The sequence below is a fragment of the Rahnella sp. PD4 genome (genome assembly GCF_049199325.1).
GTDB classification, from domain to species: domain Bacteria; phylum Pseudomonadota; class Gammaproteobacteria; order Enterobacterales; family Enterobacteriaceae; genus Rahnella; species Rahnella perminowiae.
Genome location: NZ_JBLZQF010000014.1, coordinates 1 through 17,455 on the forward strand (window position 1 = coordinate 1; position 17,455 = coordinate 17,455).

A 17,455-nucleotide genomic window follows, 5' to 3' on the forward strand; every position below is an offset into this window, starting at 1 on the left:
CACGGCCGGAACATGGCCCCCTTCGGCTCCCGACCTGCGGCCGGTCGTCGAGCCCGACTGCGCTAACCGGCAAGCCGGTAAGCTCCGCGTAACCCCACCGGGGTTACGGCCTACGGCTAGGGTCTGATGGCAACGGCCAGGTCAACCCCCGCAGGCGGCTGCGCCGCCGCACAGACACTGGCCAGCGTCGCTGGCCGCTAAGGTCGCCGCCTCGTTCCTCGTCGTCGGGTGTGTGCATTCTGCCGGATGCGGTTATCCATCTCGCGGTAAGCCCTTACGCGGAGGGCTGGGTGTAGCACCGCCGCCCAGGTTAACGCAAGGGTGAAATGCACGCCTGCGGCGCCCTTGCGTTCCCCCGTGCGTCGTCGCTACTTCGCCCTTTGCCGCGAAAGAACTCACCGAGAGATGACATTTAACCTGAAGGGGACCTGAAGAATGCACACACAAAACGTCAAGACCGCCGCTCCTGAATCTTCCGAAAGATGGGGGGCGAAAAGCACGTCCCTGCGCATGGACGGCTTTATCACTGATATTTCGTCAACGCATCCCTTCGATGTGATCCGCGCCGATGCGGTCATTTCCCGCCTGAGTGAAAAAGCCCATCAGGGCTGCGGCCTGCACGCCGAAATCTATGAATACAACCTGATCGTCAGCGCAATGGCGTACCTCAAGCGTCTGCCGGAAAAAGACCATCCGGCCTTTGTACAGGCGGCGGAAAAACAGGGCCTGACGCTGACGGACGCGGCACTGGTACGCAGTGCAAACGCCTACTGCGACCTGCGAAATGAATTGTTTGAAGAGGACTAGCCATTGTGACCGGGCGGCGAAACTTACCGTCCGGTGTTTCCTGCATCACGCCATCACTGACTTAGCATCATCACAAACATCGAGGATATCATTATGCGTTTAGCTTCCCGTTTTGGTTCCAAAAATCAGATCCGCCGCGACCGTCCGCTGACCAATGACGAGCTGGCCAGCGTCGTCCCAAGCGTTTTTTCTGAAGAAAAACACGATTCCCGCAGTGACCGTTATACCTATATTCCCACCATCGAGCTGCTCGACAGCCTGCGCAAAGAAGGCTTCCAGCCGTTCTTTGCCTGTCAGACCCGCGTCCGGGATGAGGCCAGAAAAGGCCATACCAAACACATGCTGCGCCTGCGCCGCGAGCGCCAAATCACCGGCAGCGAAGTGCCGGAAATTATCCTGCTCAATTCACACGACGGCAGCAGCAGTTATCAGATGCTGCCCGGTATTTTCAGATTTGTATGCGCGAACGGCATGGTGTGCGGTGAGGACTTTGGCGAAGTCAGAGTTCCGCACAAAGGCGATGTGACCGGGCAGGTTATCGAGGGGGCGTATGAGGTGCTCGGCATCTTTGACAAGGTCGAGGAGCACATGAATATCATGAAAGACATGCCCCTCAACCGGGATGAACAAGACCTGTTTGCCCAGGCGGCGCTCATGTATCGCTACGGGGAAGACGATAAAAAAATCCCCGTTACCCCGGCGAGTGTATTAATGCCGCGCCGCAGAGAAGACTGCCAAAATGATTTGTGGGTGACCTTTCAGCGGGTGCAGGAAAATATGATCCGGGGGGGATTAATCGGCCGCACCGAAAAAGGAAAGCGCACCACGACGCGTGCGATTAACGGTATTGACGGAGACGTGAAATTAAACCGGGCGCTGTGGATGATTGCCGAACAGTTTAAAAAAATGAAGGCGTAACACTCCGCATTTAAATTAGGGAGGGTGTTCGCTCTCCCTGTGCATAAGGTCAACAGTATGGAAAAGATTAACGGCATGACATGCAGCACGGCACATATAACGCCGGGCGATGGAGAAATTTTATCGCAATACGTCAACGAAAAATTCCCCTGGGTATTTGACACCGGCTATGGCTATCTTTTAATGCTGCGTGAATACCGGTATCCGGTATTGAAATTAAAAGACATGGGGATTTCAAAGCCCGTGAGGACGTTGGTTTTTTGTATGCGCAAACAACACCAAATCGGGATGATCTGTTTTGACCCGGACGCTGATACTCTTGACGGGTACGATGTTTTTGAATGGTAGCGCTTTATCCATCCGGCGCTATTGAAGAACGCCGGATATTTCCCATAATTCCCCGATTATTCCCAAGAGTTATTTCCCTTCCCGCGTCATAAAATCAAAAAACGTATACGCACGCCTCCTGGTTACATTATTGATTGTTTGCTTTAGTGTCTGTATTGGCTGATGCCGTTGACCTGGCCAGAAGCGGATTTTCGTCACGCTGGGCGATTTGTTTATTTTGAATCATTTGTGTGGCCAGCAGGATGCGATATATATTTTTAATAGCGGTTGCGTAGGCGCGTCGTTGCACGATGAGCTTCGGTGACGGACCGGTGTTATACATGCCGACGCTGTCCCAGTTTTTACCGTAAGCCCGGAAATTGTGTGCGAGTACCCAGGCACCGGTGTAAATACAGGTACAGGGTTCTTTCAGTAACCGTTCACGAGTAATATCAAATTTTCGCAGCGCCGCATAATGTGAACTGTTAACCTGCATGCCGCAAACATCTTCTGTTTTATTACGGTTACGGTCATTGATGGCGTCCATTCTCAGCCGCGACTCTTTTATTGAAATTGCGGTCAACAAAAGGGGATCAATACCGTAATCGCGTCCCGCTTTGTTAAAACACATTTCCGGGCTGGCCTGGGCAGAAAACACCGCCGCCAGCGTGAGCAGAGCATACCATTTCATTATTTTATATTCCCCAGGAATGCGCCGGATAAGCGCGGCGTGATTTCTGGCGAAAATACGCTTTCACCTTTCCCGATGCAAGATAATTAGTTACAGACGCGCACAGGGCGCTCTGCGAACGCCTTCTGATGTCACCACGGAATTAAATAAATCAACAGAATAGGGATATTTCACCAGGCCGCTTTTTCTTACAACTTACATCACACCCCACGCAAGATTTCATCTTGCAGTTTTGTTGTTGTAATTCATGATGTTAACTGTAATTTTTAATGAAATTTTACAAGTGTCACTGAAAGAGTGTGCTAATTAGCACACTTTGCAGTGCTGGATGGTGTGTTAGTGAAGTGCCGTATTGTGTGTGATTACAGTGCCTGATAGTGTGTCAATCCGGCACCCTAACCAGCACTGCATGGTGTGATAATAGTGTGTTTAGTTAAATATCAATAAATTAAATATCACCTAATGGTGTGTAGTGCCTAATCAACACACCATTATAATTGAGGTGGTGCCTAATTAACACACATCAAAATACCCGTCAGTGCTGGCGAATACGCCTAAAACGGCATGCGGTGCCTGATTCACACACATGAAATTCTTCCACGGTGCCGGATTAACACACCCAAGCCAAACCGGACAATGTTAATTTGCAGTGCCGTATTGACACACACTGAGTTTCGGCAGAATAATCGCCAGCAACAGAATAACACCTTTCGCTTTATCCTACCCATGCGATTGACTAATACATCGGGAAATAACGCGAACATTACCGGCAATAAATCCCTGCCGGACACACAGGAAAAAGAGATGGCCAGACGCAATATTTATTTCAAAGAAAAAACCGAAAGGGAAGTGCTGGAGCTGGTGCAGATTGAGTTGCAAAACGGCGCCACGCACGGCGAGGTGAACTTTTCCTCCGTGGTCAATGAACTGGTTAACATCGGGCTGATGGTGAAAAAACACCAGGGAGAAGGAAATAGCTTTGACCAGGAAGGGTTTAACCGGGACTTAATACGCAAAGTTTCCGGCAGCCGTGAAGGCATCAGCATTATGATGGCCATGATGTCAGAAATGTATTTGCAGCTGCGCGGTGAGAGCGGGAATGAAAAACTGGAGGAACTACTCGACAGAAATCTCTCCGGCATGAGCGCCGCCGAAGACAGGTCAGAGTCAAAACATTTTATCGCAGAAGAGTGAAGTTTATGCCGGGCTGGTTGCCCGGCATATCTTGTCAGGATAACTAAGATCCCGATTCGTTATTTTCCTTATTCGTTAACGGGTTCTCCGCTACCGCCACCTTCGACACAATGAATTCATCGAACAGCATCGCCAGCGAACGCAGTCGTTTTATTTCCTCATTTTCGGGCAACTGCTGCTCAGTGAAATAATTGAGTGACCCTAACAGGCGCTGAACGATTTCCTGATTCATACTGCGCTGATTAAACCGTGCGCTGATTTCCATGTCCTTTTTTAAATTCACCGGAAAACTGCTGCTGAAACGCCGCATTTTACCGGCCACAAACTGCCGATTTTCATCCACCACCGGCGCTTCCTGGGCATATTTTTCCCGCAGCATATCCAGGTGCGACTGAATAAACTCATCAAACAAACGGGCCAGGGCTAATAACCGCTCTCCCTCTTCCGTTTTAATAATGGGTTTTTTCGGGGTGAAATCCAGCGACTGAATCAGCCGGCCCACCACCTCATCGTTCATGCTTACCCCGCGAACGCGGGCGGCAATACGCAACTCCAGTAGCAGATTTTCAGGCGCCCAGAGTACGCGGTAACGCACTTCGCCCATTGTATATTTTCTCGGACGGCCGCGCCGTTCGTATATCTTCTCTTTTACTTTCATATTTTTGTGCCTGATTGAAATAACACAGGAAATGAGAGTGTGAGCCTACTACCGGTGAATGATAAGAAATATCTTAGAAACCGAAAAAACTGTGACTTGCGTCACAGTTTTTTTTTTTTTGACTCAATGTAAGATAGGGGAGCGTTACGTCTGTTTACGCACGCTGACATTTTTATTACTCAAATCGAGGTTTTTTATAATGAAATCAGTGATGACCGATTCCGGTATGACGGAAGGGGTAGCGGTAGCTTTGCCTGAAGGGGGACATAATCTCCAGAGGGGGGTTATCGGCACTCTCCAGTTTAACTTTAATGTTTTTTATTCTCGTCGTGTTAAACCTATTATTCCGCAGTCTCCCGCCGCCCGGCGAACTCTTATTTTCTTTGCACTGGCCCTCGCGGTGGTTATTTCTCCCCACCTGGTTCACGCAACAGATTTAATGGCTACGCAAAAAGCGGATGCCAATGATACTTTTGGTCACGGCTCGACGGTGGAATGGGTGTTATATGTGGCTGAAATTATCGTGTCGGTGACCGGTTTTATTAAAACCCGTAACCCGATGGTATTTGCCGGCCTTATTATGCTCATCCTTATCACCCGCGCTTTCTTCGCCCTCATCAATTAATTCCTTCTATGGACCAGGACTCGTTGAAATATCGATTCCCGGAAACCCTCAATCAGCAAAAACGCGTTGCCGGACTGCCACCCGAGGAAGCCTTTGTGCTTTTTGCTTGTGGGGTGACGGGGTTCTTCTGCGACATTTTTATCGTGATGCTGTGCGTGGGTGCCGTCCTTTGGCTGCTTATCCGACACCTTAAAAAAGGTCAGGGCTCATGGTGGCTCTTAAACCTTCTTTACTGGTATCTGCCAACGGTGCTTTTCCGGGTGCAGTTCAGGCGGGTGCCTGATTCAGGCAACCGTCACTGGATGCAATAGCGAATGCGCCACTTTCGAGTGGCGCCTTTTCCCTGCCCGAAGGAAGAAACGATGAAGTATCAAGTGAAAGAAACGCGAAACCGGGTGACGTTGCTGGCTCTGGCGTCACTCGGTTCGCTCCTTGCTCTGAGCCTGGTGGGCACCTGCATCACCGGTGCCATGGCCTGGCATTTTGCGACCACGCAAAAAACCATCACCACCCCGATGTTATTTGACCGGTCATTCACCTCCGACGCGTCGCAGGGGGATGCCAACCTGAACAACATGCTGGTGCGCTCGTTTGTTAACTTACGCCTGAGCGTGACGCCTGACACCGTTGACAGTCAGCACGCCGCCCTGTTGCGCTGGGTGCCGCCCGAAGCCCGGTCTGAGCTGAAAAAAGCGCTGGCCGTCGAGGCGGATTACATCAAGAAAAACGGCATTTCCACGGTGTTTCGCATCGAGGATGAAGCGTTCGACCCCGCGACCGGTGACATCATCGTCAGCGGCACGCTCTCTGCCAGTACCTCTAACGGCAGCCTGAAGTTAGACATCCCCGATGTGCATAAAGCCTACCGGCTCAACGTGAAATATGTGGACGGCATTATCCGTCTGACCGCCTTCCCCGAAGTGCAGCCCTCTCAACCCGTGTCAAAACAGCATCAGGGATAACCGCATGAAAGCACGACTTCTTGCCGCGTTCGTCGCCGGCCTCTGCCTCGTACCGGCTGCGATGGCCGACGTCAGCGGCCCGGCGGGCACCGTATTTGAAAATGATGCGCACCTGAAAGCGCAGCTGAGCAATACCAGCCCGAACAAAATTGTCATTGAGGGTGAGCTTATCACCCGCGTCACCGGTCCCGACGGTGCCTTTACCCAGGAAAACACCGAAGACGGGGCACTGCTTATCACGCCGCTGACCGGTCAGAACTTCACGCTCTTTCTGGAAACGGCCAGCGGTATCGGCGCCTCTCTTGACGTGACGCCAAAACCGGGCAGCGGACATACGCTGCACCTTATCCCTGCGTCGGTGCCGATGAAGGCTAATCCGGATGCGAAAGCCTGGGAAGAAAGCCAGCCGTGGGAGAAAACGCTGGTGAGCGTGGCCCGCACGGTGGTGAACGGCGGCGTACCTGACAACTATATCGAAGCCAAAGCGGCGCGCGGACCCGCCTACAATCCGCTGCCGGGCGTCCTGTTGACACCTGAACGTCAGCTGGTTGGCTCGCACCTGCTGGTCATGCGCTATCGCATGAAGAACACCGGTTACATCACGCGATCGCTTTCAGAGAAACAGTTCTGGCAGAAGGGTGTCCGTGCCGTGATGTTGTCCACCCATAACCTTTATGCCGGCGGTGAAGGGTACGTGTGGGTTATCTTCTCCACGGCGACGGAGGGCGGGGTATGAGTAACATCAACACCACGACCCGCCGCAAACAGTGGGTCGTAACCGGCGTGTGTGTCGCGGTGGCTCTCGGCGTCGGGGGCGGGATATGGGCATACACCCACCATCAGGCAGAACTGAAGAACCCGACCAAACCCAAAGCTGTCGATATGACCGGCGGCGTGGTCACCAGCTCCTTTACCGACAACCTGGCGACTGCGGCGCTGGCTCAGCAGCAAAACAAAACGTCGGCGCTGGAAAGCAGCGTGAACCAGCTCAAAACCGACCAGCAGCAGCAAAATGAAGCCCTCAAGCAACAGCTTTCCAAAATCATGGACGCCATGAGTAAGCTGCAAAGTCAGCCGCAGGCGTCGCCTGTGGCCAGCGCACCGCCATCCGGGCCAGCCAACGGCCCCGGTGCAGGCACGACCGGCCCGGTTGCCACCGGCCCTGCTAGCCCCGCGCAGTGGAACGTCACCGACCCCAACCGTGGGCCGGGTGCCGGGCAGGGCTATCCGGGGCAAGGTCAGGGGCAGGGTGCCGGTTTTTACCCCGGCACCGGCTCGGGCCATCTGGGAGGCATGACCAGTAAAACCTTCAGCTATACCTCACTGCAGGCCAAAAAAACCAAACTGCCGTGGATACCGTCCGGCTCCTTCTCGGAAGCGGTAATGATTGAAGGGGCGGATGCCAACGCCAGCGTGACCGGTCAGCAAAACACCTCTCCCGTGGTCATCACCCTGATTGGTGATGTCTCCATGCCCAACGGTAAAACCTACAACATGGACCAGTGCCGCGTCACCGGCGAAATCTGGGGGGACATCTCCAGCGAACGCGGTGAGGTCAGAACCAAAAACATCAGCTGCATCCTGAAAAACGGCAAGCATATCGACATGCCGTTTGACGGACATGTGGCATATCAGGGCAAGCAGGGTATTCGCGGCAAGCCGGTGATGCGTAATGGTCAGATCATCGGCTACGCCGGTATGGCAGGGCTGCTCTCTGGCTTCGGGGAAGGCATCAAGTCAGCCGCCACGCCGTCAGTCGGACTGGGGGCTACGGCGTCAGTGGGTGCCGGCGACGTGTTTAAGCAGGGGATTGGGGGCGGTGCCAGCAAGGCGGCTGACACGCTCAGCCAGTACTGGATAAAACGGGCTGAGCAGTATCACCCGGTAATTGATATCGGCGCGGGTAACAGCGTGACCGTGGTCTTCCAGCAGGGCTTCCGGCTGGAAACCATTGAAGACATTGAAGCGGATAAAGACAAGAAAGGGGACGCACAGAACAACGTGCAGCAGGTGGCCGGTAATGCATCCACGCAGGTGAATAACGTCACCCGCGCTGCTGTCCTCAATCCTGATGACGTGTTGCGTCAGGCGAGCCAGCTGAAACTGGGCGATACCATTAACTGACAGGGGGACGGGATATGGAACACTGGTACGTTGCACAGACGCAGTATGCACAGGAAAAACGCGCACAACAGCATTTGGACAATCAGGGGGTGACATGTTTCCTGCCGCTTTATACGGCACAAGTCATCACCCCCATGTTACTCGGCAGCCCGCAGATTAAAACGGTGTCACCTCAGGCACTTTTCCCCGGTTACATCTTCGTGCGTTTTGATCCGGAGGTCATTCACACCACCACCATCAAAAGCACAAGAGGTGTGTCGTCATTAATCAGTTTTGGCGGCATGCCATCAGTGGTGCCCGATGAGGTGGTGGAGCGGCTGAAAACCCATGACTGCCTGTCACCTGCACCGACGATGCCGATGCACGGTGACCGGGTGGAGGTTCTCAGCGGGGTGTTTGAAGGGCTGGAAGCCGTTTGGGACGAACCCAACGGAGCCAGGCGAGCCATGCTGATGCTGACGCTGATGAATCAGGTTGTACGGGTGCCGGTCTGCGGGCGTCGGGCACCGGAAACGCTGCGTGTACGGGTATTGGGGCGGGGAGCAGCGGCATAAAAAGGGGGGTGTGTGGTGAAAAATCGGGAACAACGTATCCGGCTCGGCGCATTAAAAGTGCGTTACCGCCAGGCCTGGAAGCGCAAAGCGTCATCCTGCGAGTTGTCGGCACTGCTCAGTGACATTGAAAAACTTGAGCACGGCCAGTCTGATGCCGACGCCGGGAATGCGACGCAGCCAGCCAATGGGTTGGGAAATCTCAATCCGGATTTTTGAGGAGAACATGATGTTTCTGAGTGATTGTAAAAACAACCGTATTCCCTATGTCATCCTTTGTCTGATAACCCTCGGATTTTATGGCGTCTGGGCATACGAATTACACCATACAACACAGGCCGACTGGAGTGATTGGCGCTTTGCCCTCATTGCCGGCGCACTTTATCTGTTTCTGATTTATGGCAGCGCGATTGATTTTTCGGTCATCAATACGCTCTGCATGATGGCCGCGCTCTGGGGCGTGATGGCTGTCTTGTTTGTGATGTCTGCCTTTGTCGCCTGGAAATTACCTCATCTCGGCCCATCACAGATTAACGAAATTTTAATGACGCATTGCGCTATTTCACTGATGAGTGCCGTGGGGGGCCGAATGTTTCAACTCGTGCAGTATTAACCAGATGAAATAAGGGGATCGTGATGAAGCTGAGTAAAAACAACCTGTTGCAGCGCCGTGGCCAACGTAACCCAGACGACGTTTTGCGTCAGGCCAGAGTGCTGCATTTGGGCGACACCATCAACTGAGGAGCGCGTAATGAGAGCGGTTAAGGCGTTGTACCGGCCGTCATTTGTGATCTTCGTGCTGTTGTTGGTTACCCAACTGGGGTGCTGGGCAAAATTGATGCACATCGGGGTCATGCCTGCTGAATGGATCATGTGGCGGGTGATCGCCATGCTCACCTGTTTTTTGATCATTGTGGCGTGGGCACTGGCTTACGATGAGTCAAGGGAAGAGCTGTACCCTGAGATTGCCTTTTTTATCGCCCCCTGGGTGCTCTATCTCATCGGTTTTGTGCTATGCAGCATTGCACTCTGGCATCCCTATACAGATATGGTGACGGCCGGTTTTTTTTATGCCGCCGGTGCTATTTCTTATGGGCTCATTCTCATGGGGATGCTTGCTGTAAGGTGGGATGAATGACGTTTATTAGCAAAAACAACCTGTGGCCCTTTGCCATTCTTGTCCTGGCGTTTATCGCCTATTTTGGCGGCTGGGCCGCTATCAATCATTTCGCTCATATACGGGCAGAATGGAGCATATGGCGGTGCACGCTGCTTTTGGGGGGTATTTATCTTGTCAGTGTTTTTTTCGCCGCCAGACGAAAATCATTCAACGGAAAAATCATTCTGACTGCACTCGGGTTCCCCCTGGTGTTGGGCCTATTGGGTTTTACCTTTTGGATCATCGTGGCCTGGCGTCTCCCCGTATTAAACTCTGACGATATCAACGCCCTCTTTTTGATAGAAGCCTGCTGCGTGTTAACGGGGGGAGTGGTGGCAAAGTTATACGAGGTTTTTGGCGTATGACACATAACGAACTGAACGCGATTGCGGCGAAGTGGTGTAAGCGTCCGGCGAGCGGTAATGGCCCCGGCTGTCAGGTGGCATTAACGGAAGTAGGCGGACTGTACGGTGGTGAGCGAGCAGATGTCTTTGCGTACCGGTGGGGGTTTGACGGCGGTTCGGTGGTGGTGGAGTCCAAGGTCAGCCGCTCTGATTTTCTGGCTGACCGGGCAAAACCCCACCGCAGTGGCGAGATAACGGGCATGGGCACTTACCGGTATTACATTTGTCCGGAAGGGTTGATCGACCTTAATGATCTTCCCGACCGTTGGGGACTGCTGTGGGTGAACGCGCGCGGACACGTCAGGGTGAAGGCCGGTCATATTTGTGGCTGTCTCGCATGCGGGTATCTGGGTCACCAGTTGTCGCCGTTCTGGCAACATCCGGCAGACCTGCGTTTTGAACTGGATATGCTGGCTTATGCATTGGCGAAATTTGCTGATCCAGAGGGCGCTAAAAAGGTCGTCCGAAAAGCGGTCAGGGAAAAATCTCGCTTAGCCAGCGAGTGTGACCATTTGCGTCAAAGCCTCAAGAAAACGGAAACAGAAGCATATACGCTCCGCCGCCTGGTGCAACGATATGAAGAAACGTTCGGCCCTCTGCCCGCAATTCCCGCATATGTTCTATCCCGTTAACCTAAGAATCGCGCACCCGTAATTCAGAACACAGAAAGTCCCCCCACTGCACTGCCTACCATTCACTCATTTTTTCTTTCACAAAAGGCGGCATCGCCGCATCCGGAGTAAACACCATGTTCAAAGTCCTTCCTGCCGTGCTGCTGTGCGGCATGCTGACCGGCTGCGCCGGTATGAATTCCGATTTCGACTGTAACAAGACAGCCACTGATCAATGCCTGTCCATGTCAGACGCCAGTCACCTGGCCGCCAAAGGCAAAAGCCTGGACGACCTGACGGCGGAGGCGCAAACCGTCCCAAAGCCTGCCGCTGAGTCACTGGCTTCCACAACAAACATCAAACCCAACGTGTCTCCCGATCGCCCCATCAGCGTCGCCGGCCTGGCCCCCCGGCCGATAGCCGGCACGCCAGTATCCAATAACGACGCCATGCTGCGGGCGTCAACCATTCCGGTTGCAGGCAGTAACACCCGCTCTCTCTCGGCCATCCGCCCCATTACGCCGGCTGACTATGCCGGTCCGGGACAGGTGGACGCCCGTCGTATTCCCGATGCCACGCAGCGTCTGTGGATCGCCCCCTGGGTGGATGAGCAAGACAGCTTCCATCAGCCCGCAGTGGTCGAGTTCGTGAAGAACAAATCCCGCTGGGATGCAGATTTTCGCGTGATCAGTGAAGGGGAATGAGGCCAATGAAGCGGACCTTAACGCCCGAATTTATTGACGCGCAGCCCGTGCCTGCGTCATCCCCGCATCCTCTTTGTTATCCACAACGCATTGAAAAAATGGGGGCGTCATGAGCGATTCCTGGTTAGACCAGCTGGCTAACATTTTTGCCGGTAGTAAAGATGAAGGCGGGGCAAAGACGGCGGCTGACATGTTGCAGCAAAGCCTGAGCTATCCGTCCATCACCAGCCTGTTGCCCTACCGAATGTATGATGAAAAAACTGAACTGTTTATCAACAGTCGATCCATCGGTTTCATCATGGAAGTGGCCCCGCTGGCCGGGGCCAATCAACAAGTTGTGCAGGCTCTCGATGACCTGTTGCGCAAAAAAATGCCCCGCAAAACGCCAATTACTGTGCTGATGGTGGCCAGTAAGTGCGTGGGTGAGATGCTCGACAATGGTCTCAGCAAGGACATGTGGAAAGGCAGCATGTCAAAACCGCTTAACGCCATCACCAAAGCCTACTGGGAGCGGGCGGCTCTGAAGGGGCTCAGTAACGACCGAGAATACCCGCTTTATCTGCGTAACTACCGCGTATTTCTGGTGTATGCCCGCTCAGGGCGAGGCGGTATCCGGGCAATGGACTCCGTTGTGCAGCTGCGGGAGACGCTGCGCGTCTCTCTGATGGCCGCCCATATGGAAACCCGCCGCGTCGGTGCCCCGGAATTCCTGTCGGTCATGCGGGAGCAGCTTAACTACCGGCCTGGGCAGGTGACCCGCAGTCCTGATCACTGGAACACCGACCAGGAACTGCACCGCCAGTGCGTCGATCACAGTACCGAAATGGAAGTGCGTCCGGGCTATCTGCGGCTTACCACCGCGCGTCAGCCGGAGGACCGTATCCTCGGGGACAGCCGCGATACCGCCGTCGCCAGTACTCGTATTGTGAATATGCAGCTGACTAAAGCCCCGGCGAGGTTTGCGCTCTGGCAGGCGTCAGACAATCTGCAGAACATGCGTTTTCCCGATCTGGGTATTCCCTGTCCGTTCATCCTCAGCTGGACGGTATCCGTGGAAGATCAGGTAAAAAGCCAGAACGACGCGTTTCGTAAAGAGCAGGACCTGGGTAAGAAAGCCGGCACGTCCTACGCCAAGCTGTTCCCCGGCACCCAGCGGGCATATGAGGAATGGCGAGACCTGCGGCAGGGGCTGGCCAGTAACGAAATTGCCATGTGCAATTTCTCGCTGAACCTGACCCTGTTCACGCCGGATGACGCCAGCGAACAACAGTCGTGTGAGCTGGCGGCCATCAACGTCTTTCGCAAAAATGATCTGGAAATCTCCGCCCCGCGCTTTCAGCAGTTGCGAAACTGGATCAGCTCCTTCCCCTTCATGATGCAGGAGGGGCTGTGGGAAGACATGGTGGTGATGGGTTCGACGCTGCGTTGTAAAAGCTTTAACGCCGTCAACCTGATGCCGGTGGTGGCTGAGCGGCAAATGTCACCGATAGGCAGTCCGTTGCCGACCTACCGTAACCAGCTGGCATTTTTCGATATGTTCAGCGAAACCAGTGGCAGCACCAACTACAACATTGCGGTGACGGGGACCACCGGCGCGGGCAAGAGCTTCTTTATTCAGGAAATCCTGCGGCAGGTGCTGAACTCCCACGGCTTCGCCTGGGTTATCGACATGGGGGCGAGCTACAAAAACTTCTGTAAACAAGCCGGCGGGAAATACCTGGACGGTGCCACCCTGCGCTTTAATCCCTTTGCTAACGTGGTGGACATTAAAGAGTCGGCAGAAGGCATCACTGGCCTGCTGACCGTACTGGCCAGCCCTAACGAGCCGCTGGATAAGGTCAGCGAAACCATTCTGCTAAAAGGCGTGGTCGCGGCCTGGGAAGCGAAAGCCAACAAAGCCCGAATTGATGACGTGGTGGCGTACATGATTTCGCGAGAAGTCACGACCACTTACGACTCCCAGCCGACCATCCGTGACCGTATTAACGAGCTGGTTCTGCTGCTCGACCGCTGGTGTACCTGGGGGGCGAACGGAGAATACTTTAACTCCGACAATCCGACGCTCGATGGCGAAACACGCTTTGCCGTGCTGGAGCTGCTGAGCCTGGAAAACCAGCCACACCTGCTGTCTGCCATCCTGTATTCGCTCATTCTGGCCATACAGGAAAAAATGTACCACTCGCCGCGTGACCTGAAAAAAGTGGCCATTATCGACGAAGCCTGGCGTCTTTTCAGCGGCTCTAACCCGCATGCCGCACGCTTTATCGAAACCGGCTACCGGACGGTGCGTCGTCACCGTGGGGCCTTCATCACCATCACACAGGGGATTAAGGACTTCACCGGTACCAAAGACCAGGCCGCACCGCCGGCGGCGGCCGCAGCCTGGGATTGTAGCGGGACGAAGGTGACGCTGTTGCAGGATGCCAAAGCCTTTAAAACCTACCTCAATGCCAACCCTGACCAATTTACCGAGCTGGAAACGCAGGTCATTCGCGGCTTCCAGCCGGCGAAAGAAACGGGCTTCAGTTCGGTGATGATTTCGACCGGGGAAAACAGTTCCTTCCATCGCGTTTTCGTCGATCCGGTCACGCGGGCGATGTTCAGTACGCGCGGGCAGGATTTCCAATACATGAGCGAGGCGCAGGATGCGGGGGCCACCAGTGAAGAGGCGGCCTACCTGCTGGCCTGTGAACCTGACATGTATCAGGACGAGATCCGCGAGCTGGAAATTTGGGCAGGGTTGAGTGTGAAAGAAACCGAGGAAATCAACCGTGAATGAAACCGATATCGATGCGCAAAACGTCAGGCAGAGCATCAGCATAACACCGGCCAGTAAGGCCGGTTTTTTCCACAAGAAATTCGTGCGGGCTGGGGCGGTGGCACTGTTGCTGACACTGCTGCTGGTCACGGTGTGTGCCGGTATCAGCGCACTGGTCGCTCAACAATTTCAGCGACGGACGGTGGTCTTTGACATGAAGGGCACTATCGATCTGTTTATGCAGCAGTCGGCTAAAAAACAGTTGGATGAGAACAGCGCACGGGTGTTGACCACCCGGTTTGATCAGGCACTTAAAGCCAGCCTGAACGACTGGCAGCAGGCGCACGATGACTTGATCCTGGTGCCGCCGGCGGTGGTGATGCCCGTACTGGACATCACGCCTCAGATCCAGGCGGACATTGCCCACCGCATGCAGGAGGCACCATGACATCACGGTGGGTTATCTGCCTGCTGGCAGGCTTATTCAGCCTGTCAGCAGGGGCAAAGGATCTCGGCACTATTGGTCATTTGTTTCCGATAGCCGAGCCTGACTTGCTGGATTTTATCGGTCAGCGCCTGCAGGGCATGAAAGACAGCGGTGAGATGGACAGGATCCAGCGCGAAGCCGAAGCCCGGGTGAAAGCCCACGCCGTTCGTCCCGATCCGGTAGTGGGCCTGACCCCGGCGAAAGCCGACCGCACGCTGCACTATGACCCGACGTTTACCGTGCGTGAAACTATTCGTGATATGCGCGGTAACGTGATCGCCCGTGCCGGTGATCAGATCAATCCGCTGGATAAAGTGCCGTTTAGCGAAACCCTGTACTTCATTGACGGCGACAACCCCGCGCAGATGAAGTGGGTGAAACAGCAGCTGGCCGGGCAGGTTAATTTCAAAGTCATTCTGGTGAACGGCAATATCCGGGACAGCAGCAATGCGCTGGATGAACCGGTGTACTTCGACCAGTACGGCACCCTGACAACAAAATTTGGCTTCGAGCATACGCCGGTACGTATCAGCCGCGACGACAGGACGCTCAAGGTCGAGGAGGTGGCACTGAAATGAATCACTGCGTTAAAGACAATCACGACGCGGATAATATCAAACGCTTTGCCACCACCGTGCGGCTTGGCGACACCGATAAAAACGGCCTGCGGGCCATGACCGAAGAACACCCGCTTTACACCGAATCGGTGGTTATCCGCGCGGCTTTGCAGACGCTGCTGGCCCTGAGCGCCGAACTTCGCACCTCATTGATTCTGGCATCACTGAATGAGCACGATATTCGCACGGTACTCCAGCGTCACGGCCCACTGTCTAAAGAAAGGAGTGTGTGATGGAAACGCTGACATACATCATGACAAACCACCGGATCCTTTTGCTCCTTATGGGTTCCTCTTCCTTTCCCCCCTGTCTTTTGACCGACGGACGCGTCCGGGGCGAACATTGTGAACCTGATTAAATCGTGGCTGAAGCCCTTACTGACGTGCGTTATCGGTCGGCATGAAGGCGGGGCGGATAGCGGCGGGCAGGAAGAGGCGCTTTATCTGGCGATGGCCCTTGATTTGGAGCACCTGCTTAAAGACCACGGACTTTTCCTGAGTACCAACCCCCGATTCGAAATCACTGTGCCTGAAATCGTGCTCACACAGCTGGCTAACCTGCTGCTTGACACCTGGATTGGCACACTTCCTGCCCACATCAAACACGACGAGAAAATTGTCCAAATCCGGATGGAGATCGCTGCCGGTGAAAGTGCACAGAAGGTGCACCGGATGCTCAGGCGATTACGTCAGCGCGGATTATACGTGGCCTCTTTCTCACCTTATCAGGAGGTTGAATAAGCATGAGATTATTTGCATTTATCGAATTACTCACACCGACGTTTCATATCCAGCTGATTGACAGCTGTGAACGGCCGGGCGGGAAGGTTATGCCGGTTGTCAGGGAACCGGAGGACGAATGCGCAAGCTCATTCTCTGCCTTACCTTAATCTGGACGGCCTTCCTGTGCACGCCGGCACAGGCGGCCAGTACGAACGCCGGAGACGGTCGCTGGGTAAACCCTATCAGTGACGTCTGCTGGAAATGCCTGTTTCCCATGACGCTCGGCAGCATTCAGCTGGCTTCCGGTTCACACCCGGACACCCCCAATCCGGCATCGCCTATCCAGCTGTGCCCTTACGGCATTTTTTACCGACTGGGGCTGGCCATCGGCTTCTGGGAACCGGTAGCCCTCACAGACGTCACCCGTGAACCCGGCGTGATGGTCAATATGGGCGGGTTTAAAATTGACCTCGGGCGGACAGGAACTGGCACCGGCGGGCAGAGTGACAAGCCGTCACCCGGCGCGTTCTACCATGTGCACTGGTATAAATATCCGCTGATTTACTGGCTGAATATCATCACCAGCACCGGCTGCATGCAGACCGGCGACATGGATATTGCTTACCTTTCCGAGGTTGACCCGCTGTGGAATGACAGCACGCTGTCGATGATCATCAACCCGGAAGTGAGCCTGTTCTCTAACCTGCTGGCACAGGGGGCCTGCGCCGCCGACTCGATTGCCTCTACCGCCGGTGTACCGCTGGATCCGCTGTTCTGGTGTGCCGGTGCGCAGGGGTCGATGTACCCCTTCACGGGCTACACCAGCAACGAGTTTTCGCCGCTTGAGGCGTCCGTACTGGTCAGCGAACGGATGGCGTTCAAACTGCATCGGGAGGGACTCGTGATGGAGACGGTCGGGGCGGACGTGGCGGTGTGCTACGAGTATCCGTCCCCGATTATCCCGAAATCCCGCTGGCGATATCAGATGGTCAACATGTACCCCGAAGCCAGCGACTGCCACCCCTTTGGCACGACCACGCAGCTGTGGGGCTCGGTACATAACGCCCCGACATCCAAAAAGAACTTCGGCTACCTCCTGTGGCGAAAGCGTAACTGCGCTTATCTGTAAGGACCTT

The 17,455-nt window shown here is 54.5% G+C and carries 24 protein-coding genes; 22 read left to right on the top strand and 2 right to left on the bottom strand.

Annotated features, from left to right (window positions below):
• The first annotated feature begins 435 nt into the window (after nt 1–435).
• From ACOZIO_RS23020 to ACOZIO_RS23030, 3 genes are all read left to right on the top strand, one after another.
• Nucleotides 436–807, top strand: a complete 372-nt coding sequence (locus ACOZIO_RS23020; RefSeq protein ID WP_112198226.1) for a hypothetical protein — start codon at nt 436–438, stop codon at nt 805–807.
• 93 nt (nt 808–900) lie between these two features.
• On the top strand, nt 901–1,725 hold the full coding sequence (locus tag ACOZIO_RS23025; protein ID WP_217147323.1) for a DUF932 domain-containing protein: 825 nt from the start codon (nt 901–903) through the stop codon (nt 1,723–1,725).
• Between the two features lie 57 nt (nt 1,726–1,782).
• Nucleotides 1,783–2,073, top strand: coding sequence for a DUF5983 family protein (locus ACOZIO_RS23030; RefSeq protein WP_112198224.1), 291 nt, complete (start codon nt 1,783–1,785; stop codon nt 2,071–2,073).
• 127 nt (nt 2,074–2,200) lie between these two features.
• Here the strand turns inward: ACOZIO_RS23030 and ACOZIO_RS23035 are convergent, their stop codons facing one another.
• The gene (locus ACOZIO_RS23035; protein ID WP_112198223.1) at nt 2,201–2,743 is read right to left on the bottom strand and encodes a lytic transglycosylase domain-containing protein; all 543 of its coding nucleotides are present in this window, start codon (nt 2,741–2,743) and stop codon (nt 2,201–2,203) included.
• An 804-nt stretch (nt 2,744–3,547) separates the two neighbouring features.
• On the opposite strand from ACOZIO_RS23035, the gene ACOZIO_RS23040 reads away from it, so the two are divergent.
• Nucleotides 3,548–3,937, top strand: coding sequence for a relaxosome protein TraM (locus ACOZIO_RS23040; protein WP_112198222.1), 390 nt, complete (start codon nt 3,548–3,550; stop codon nt 3,935–3,937).
• A 43-nt stretch (nt 3,938–3,980) separates the two neighbouring features.
• On the opposite strand, the gene ACOZIO_RS23045 is transcribed toward ACOZIO_RS23040, so the two are convergent.
• Nucleotides 3,981–4,595 (bottom strand): Arc family DNA-binding protein, encoded by a 615-nt coding sequence (locus tag ACOZIO_RS23045; RefSeq protein WP_112198221.1) that lies wholly within the window; start codon nt 4,593–4,595, stop codon nt 3,981–3,983.
• Nucleotides 4,596–4,794: 199 nt separating this feature from the next.
• Here ACOZIO_RS23045 and ACOZIO_RS23050 point away from each other — a divergent pair, with 199 nt between their 5' ends.
• From ACOZIO_RS23050 to traU, 18 genes are all read left to right on the top strand, one after another.
• Nucleotides 4,795–5,220, top strand: coding sequence for a type IV conjugative transfer system pilin TraA (locus ACOZIO_RS23050; RefSeq protein WP_112198227.1), 426 nt, complete (start codon nt 4,795–4,797; stop codon nt 5,218–5,220).
• Nucleotides 5,221–5,228: 8 nt separating this feature from the next.
• Nucleotides 5,229–5,531: a type IV conjugative transfer system protein TraL gene (traL, locus tag ACOZIO_RS23055; protein ID WP_112198220.1), complete on the top strand. Its 303-nt coding sequence runs from the start codon at nt 5,229–5,231 to the stop codon at nt 5,529–5,531.
• A 51-nt stretch (nt 5,532–5,582) separates the two neighbouring features.
• Nucleotides 5,583–6,182 (top strand): TraE/TraK family type IV conjugative transfer system protein, encoded by a 600-nt coding sequence (locus ACOZIO_RS23060; RefSeq protein ID WP_112198219.1) that lies wholly within the window; start codon nt 5,583–5,585, stop codon nt 6,180–6,182.
• Between the two features lie 4 nt (nt 6,183–6,186).
• Nucleotides 6,187–6,918: an F-type conjugal transfer protein TraK gene (gene traK / locus ACOZIO_RS23065; protein ID WP_112198218.1), complete on the top strand. Its 732-nt coding sequence runs from the start codon at nt 6,187–6,189 to the stop codon at nt 6,916–6,918.
• On the top strand, nt 6,915–8,306 hold the full coding sequence (traB, locus tag ACOZIO_RS23070) for an F-type conjugal transfer pilus assembly protein TraB (RefSeq protein ID WP_112198217.1): 1,392 nt from the start codon (nt 6,915–6,917) through the stop codon (nt 8,304–8,306). The genes traK and traB overlap by 4 nt, the downstream gene beginning before the upstream one ends.
• A 14-nt stretch (nt 8,307–8,320) precedes the next feature.
• Nucleotides 8,321–8,860: a transcription/translation regulatory transformer protein RfaH gene (gene rfaH, locus ACOZIO_RS23075; protein WP_112198216.1), complete on the top strand. Its 540-nt coding sequence runs from the start codon at nt 8,321–8,323 to the stop codon at nt 8,858–8,860.
• 15 nt (nt 8,861–8,875) lie between these two features.
• Nucleotides 8,876–9,076, top strand: a complete 201-nt coding sequence (locus ACOZIO_RS23080; RefSeq protein ID WP_224266911.1) for a hypothetical protein — start codon at nt 8,876–8,878, stop codon at nt 9,074–9,076.
• On the top strand, nt 9,045–9,470 hold the full coding sequence (locus ACOZIO_RS23085; RefSeq protein ID WP_421595767.1) for a hypothetical protein: 426 nt from the start codon (nt 9,045–9,047) through the stop codon (nt 9,468–9,470). The genes ACOZIO_RS23080 and ACOZIO_RS23085 overlap by 32 nt, the downstream gene beginning before the upstream one ends.
• A 138-nt stretch (nt 9,471–9,608) precedes the next feature.
• Nucleotides 9,609–9,995, top strand: coding sequence for a hypothetical protein (locus tag ACOZIO_RS23090; protein ID WP_112198213.1), 387 nt, complete (start codon nt 9,609–9,611; stop codon nt 9,993–9,995).
• Nucleotides 9,992–10,381, top strand: a complete 390-nt coding sequence (locus tag ACOZIO_RS23095; protein WP_112198212.1) for a hypothetical protein — start codon at nt 9,992–9,994, stop codon at nt 10,379–10,381. Before ACOZIO_RS23090 ends, ACOZIO_RS23095 begins: the two co-directional genes overlap by 4 nt.
• Nucleotides 10,378–11,052 (top strand): adenylosuccinate synthase, encoded by a 675-nt coding sequence (locus ACOZIO_RS23100; RefSeq protein ID WP_112198211.1) that lies wholly within the window; start codon nt 10,378–10,380, stop codon nt 11,050–11,052. Before ACOZIO_RS23095 ends, ACOZIO_RS23100 begins: the two co-directional genes overlap by 4 nt.
• Nucleotides 11,053–11,168: 116 nt before the next feature.
• Complete coding sequence (traV, locus tag ACOZIO_RS23105) at nt 11,169–11,735, top strand: type IV conjugative transfer system lipoprotein TraV (RefSeq protein ID WP_014695879.1); 567 nt, start codon at nt 11,169–11,171, stop codon at nt 11,733–11,735.
• 109 nt (nt 11,736–11,844) lie between these two features.
• Complete coding sequence (gene traC / locus ACOZIO_RS23110) at nt 11,845–14,514, top strand: type IV secretion system protein TraC (RefSeq protein WP_224266912.1); 2,670 nt, start codon at nt 11,845–11,847, stop codon at nt 14,512–14,514.
• Complete coding sequence (trbI, locus tag ACOZIO_RS23115) at nt 14,507–14,941, top strand: type-F conjugative transfer system protein TrbI (RefSeq protein WP_112198209.1); 435 nt, start codon at nt 14,507–14,509, stop codon at nt 14,939–14,941. Before traC ends, trbI begins: the two co-directional genes overlap by 8 nt.
• Nucleotides 14,938–15,558 (top strand): type-F conjugative transfer system protein TraW, encoded by a 621-nt coding sequence (traW, locus tag ACOZIO_RS23120; RefSeq protein ID WP_112198208.1) that lies wholly within the window; start codon nt 14,938–14,940, stop codon nt 15,556–15,558. The genes trbI and traW overlap by 4 nt, the downstream gene beginning before the upstream one ends.
• On the top strand, nt 15,555–15,830 hold the full coding sequence (locus tag ACOZIO_RS23125; RefSeq protein ID WP_014695883.1) for a hypothetical protein: 276 nt from the start codon (nt 15,555–15,557) through the stop codon (nt 15,828–15,830). Before traW ends, ACOZIO_RS23125 begins: the two co-directional genes overlap by 4 nt.
• Nucleotides 15,831–15,941: 111 nt before the next feature.
• Nucleotides 15,942–16,337: a hypothetical protein gene (locus ACOZIO_RS23130; RefSeq protein WP_224266913.1), complete on the top strand. Its 396-nt coding sequence runs from the start codon at nt 15,942–15,944 to the stop codon at nt 16,335–16,337.
• Between the two features lie 118 nt (nt 16,338–16,455).
• Nucleotides 16,456–17,448, top strand: a complete 993-nt coding sequence (gene traU, locus ACOZIO_RS23135; protein ID WP_112198206.1) for a conjugal transfer pilus assembly protein TraU — start codon at nt 16,456–16,458, stop codon at nt 17,446–17,448.
• The last annotated feature ends 7 nt before the right edge of the window (nt 17,449–17,455 follow it).

Bases quoted from the DNA above. Each gene is read 5' to 3' on its own strand.
- ACOZIO_RS23020 (WP_112198226.1), top strand. From the start codon at position 436: ATGCACACACAAAACGTCAAGACCGCCGCTCCTGAATCTTCCGAAAGA.
- ACOZIO_RS23025 (WP_217147323.1), top strand. From the start codon at position 901: ATGCGTTTAGCTTCCCGTTTTGGTTCCAAAAATCAGATCCGCCGCGAC.
- ACOZIO_RS23030 (WP_112198224.1), top strand. From the start codon at position 1,783: ATGGAAAAGATTAACGGCATGACATGCAGCACGGCACATATAACGCCG.
- ACOZIO_RS23035 (WP_112198223.1), bottom strand. From the start codon at position 2,743: ATGAAATGGTATGCTCTGCTCACGCTGGCGGCGGTGTTTTCTGCCCAG.
- ACOZIO_RS23040 (WP_112198222.1), top strand. From the start codon at position 3,548: ATGGCCAGACGCAATATTTATTTCAAAGAAAAAACCGAAAGGGAAGTG.
- ACOZIO_RS23045 (WP_112198221.1), bottom strand. From the start codon at position 4,595: ATGAAAGTAAAAGAGAAGATATACGAACGGCGCGGCCGTCCGAGAAAA.
- ACOZIO_RS23050 (WP_112198227.1), top strand. From the start codon at position 4,795: ATGAAATCAGTGATGACCGATTCCGGTATGACGGAAGGGGTAGCGGTA.
- traL (WP_112198220.1), top strand. From the start codon at position 5,229: ATGGACCAGGACTCGTTGAAATATCGATTCCCGGAAACCCTCAATCAG.
- ACOZIO_RS23060 (WP_112198219.1), top strand. From the start codon at position 5,583: ATGAAGTATCAAGTGAAAGAAACGCGAAACCGGGTGACGTTGCTGGCT.
- traK (WP_112198218.1), top strand. From the start codon at position 6,187: ATGAAAGCACGACTTCTTGCCGCGTTCGTCGCCGGCCTCTGCCTCGTA.
- traB (WP_112198217.1), top strand. From the start codon at position 6,915: ATGAGTAACATCAACACCACGACCCGCCGCAAACAGTGGGTCGTAACC.
- rfaH (WP_112198216.1), top strand. From the start codon at position 8,321: ATGGAACACTGGTACGTTGCACAGACGCAGTATGCACAGGAAAAACGC.
- ACOZIO_RS23085 (WP_421595767.1), top strand. From the start codon at position 9,045: ATGGGTTGGGAAATCTCAATCCGGATTTTTGAGGAGAACATGATGTTT.
- ACOZIO_RS23090 (WP_112198213.1), top strand. From the start codon at position 9,609: ATGAGAGCGGTTAAGGCGTTGTACCGGCCGTCATTTGTGATCTTCGTG.
- ACOZIO_RS23095 (WP_112198212.1), top strand. From the start codon at position 9,992: ATGACGTTTATTAGCAAAAACAACCTGTGGCCCTTTGCCATTCTTGTC.
- ACOZIO_RS23100 (WP_112198211.1), top strand. From the start codon at position 10,378: ATGACACATAACGAACTGAACGCGATTGCGGCGAAGTGGTGTAAGCGT.
- traV (WP_014695879.1), top strand. From the start codon at position 11,169: ATGTTCAAAGTCCTTCCTGCCGTGCTGCTGTGCGGCATGCTGACCGGC.
- traC (WP_224266912.1), top strand. From the start codon at position 11,845: ATGAGCGATTCCTGGTTAGACCAGCTGGCTAACATTTTTGCCGGTAGT.
- traW (WP_112198208.1), top strand. From the start codon at position 14,938: ATGACATCACGGTGGGTTATCTGCCTGCTGGCAGGCTTATTCAGCCTG.
- ACOZIO_RS23125 (WP_014695883.1), top strand. From the start codon at position 15,555: ATGAATCACTGCGTTAAAGACAATCACGACGCGGATAATATCAAACGC.
- traU (WP_112198206.1), top strand. From the start codon at position 16,456: ATGCGCAAGCTCATTCTCTGCCTTACCTTAATCTGGACGGCCTTCCTG.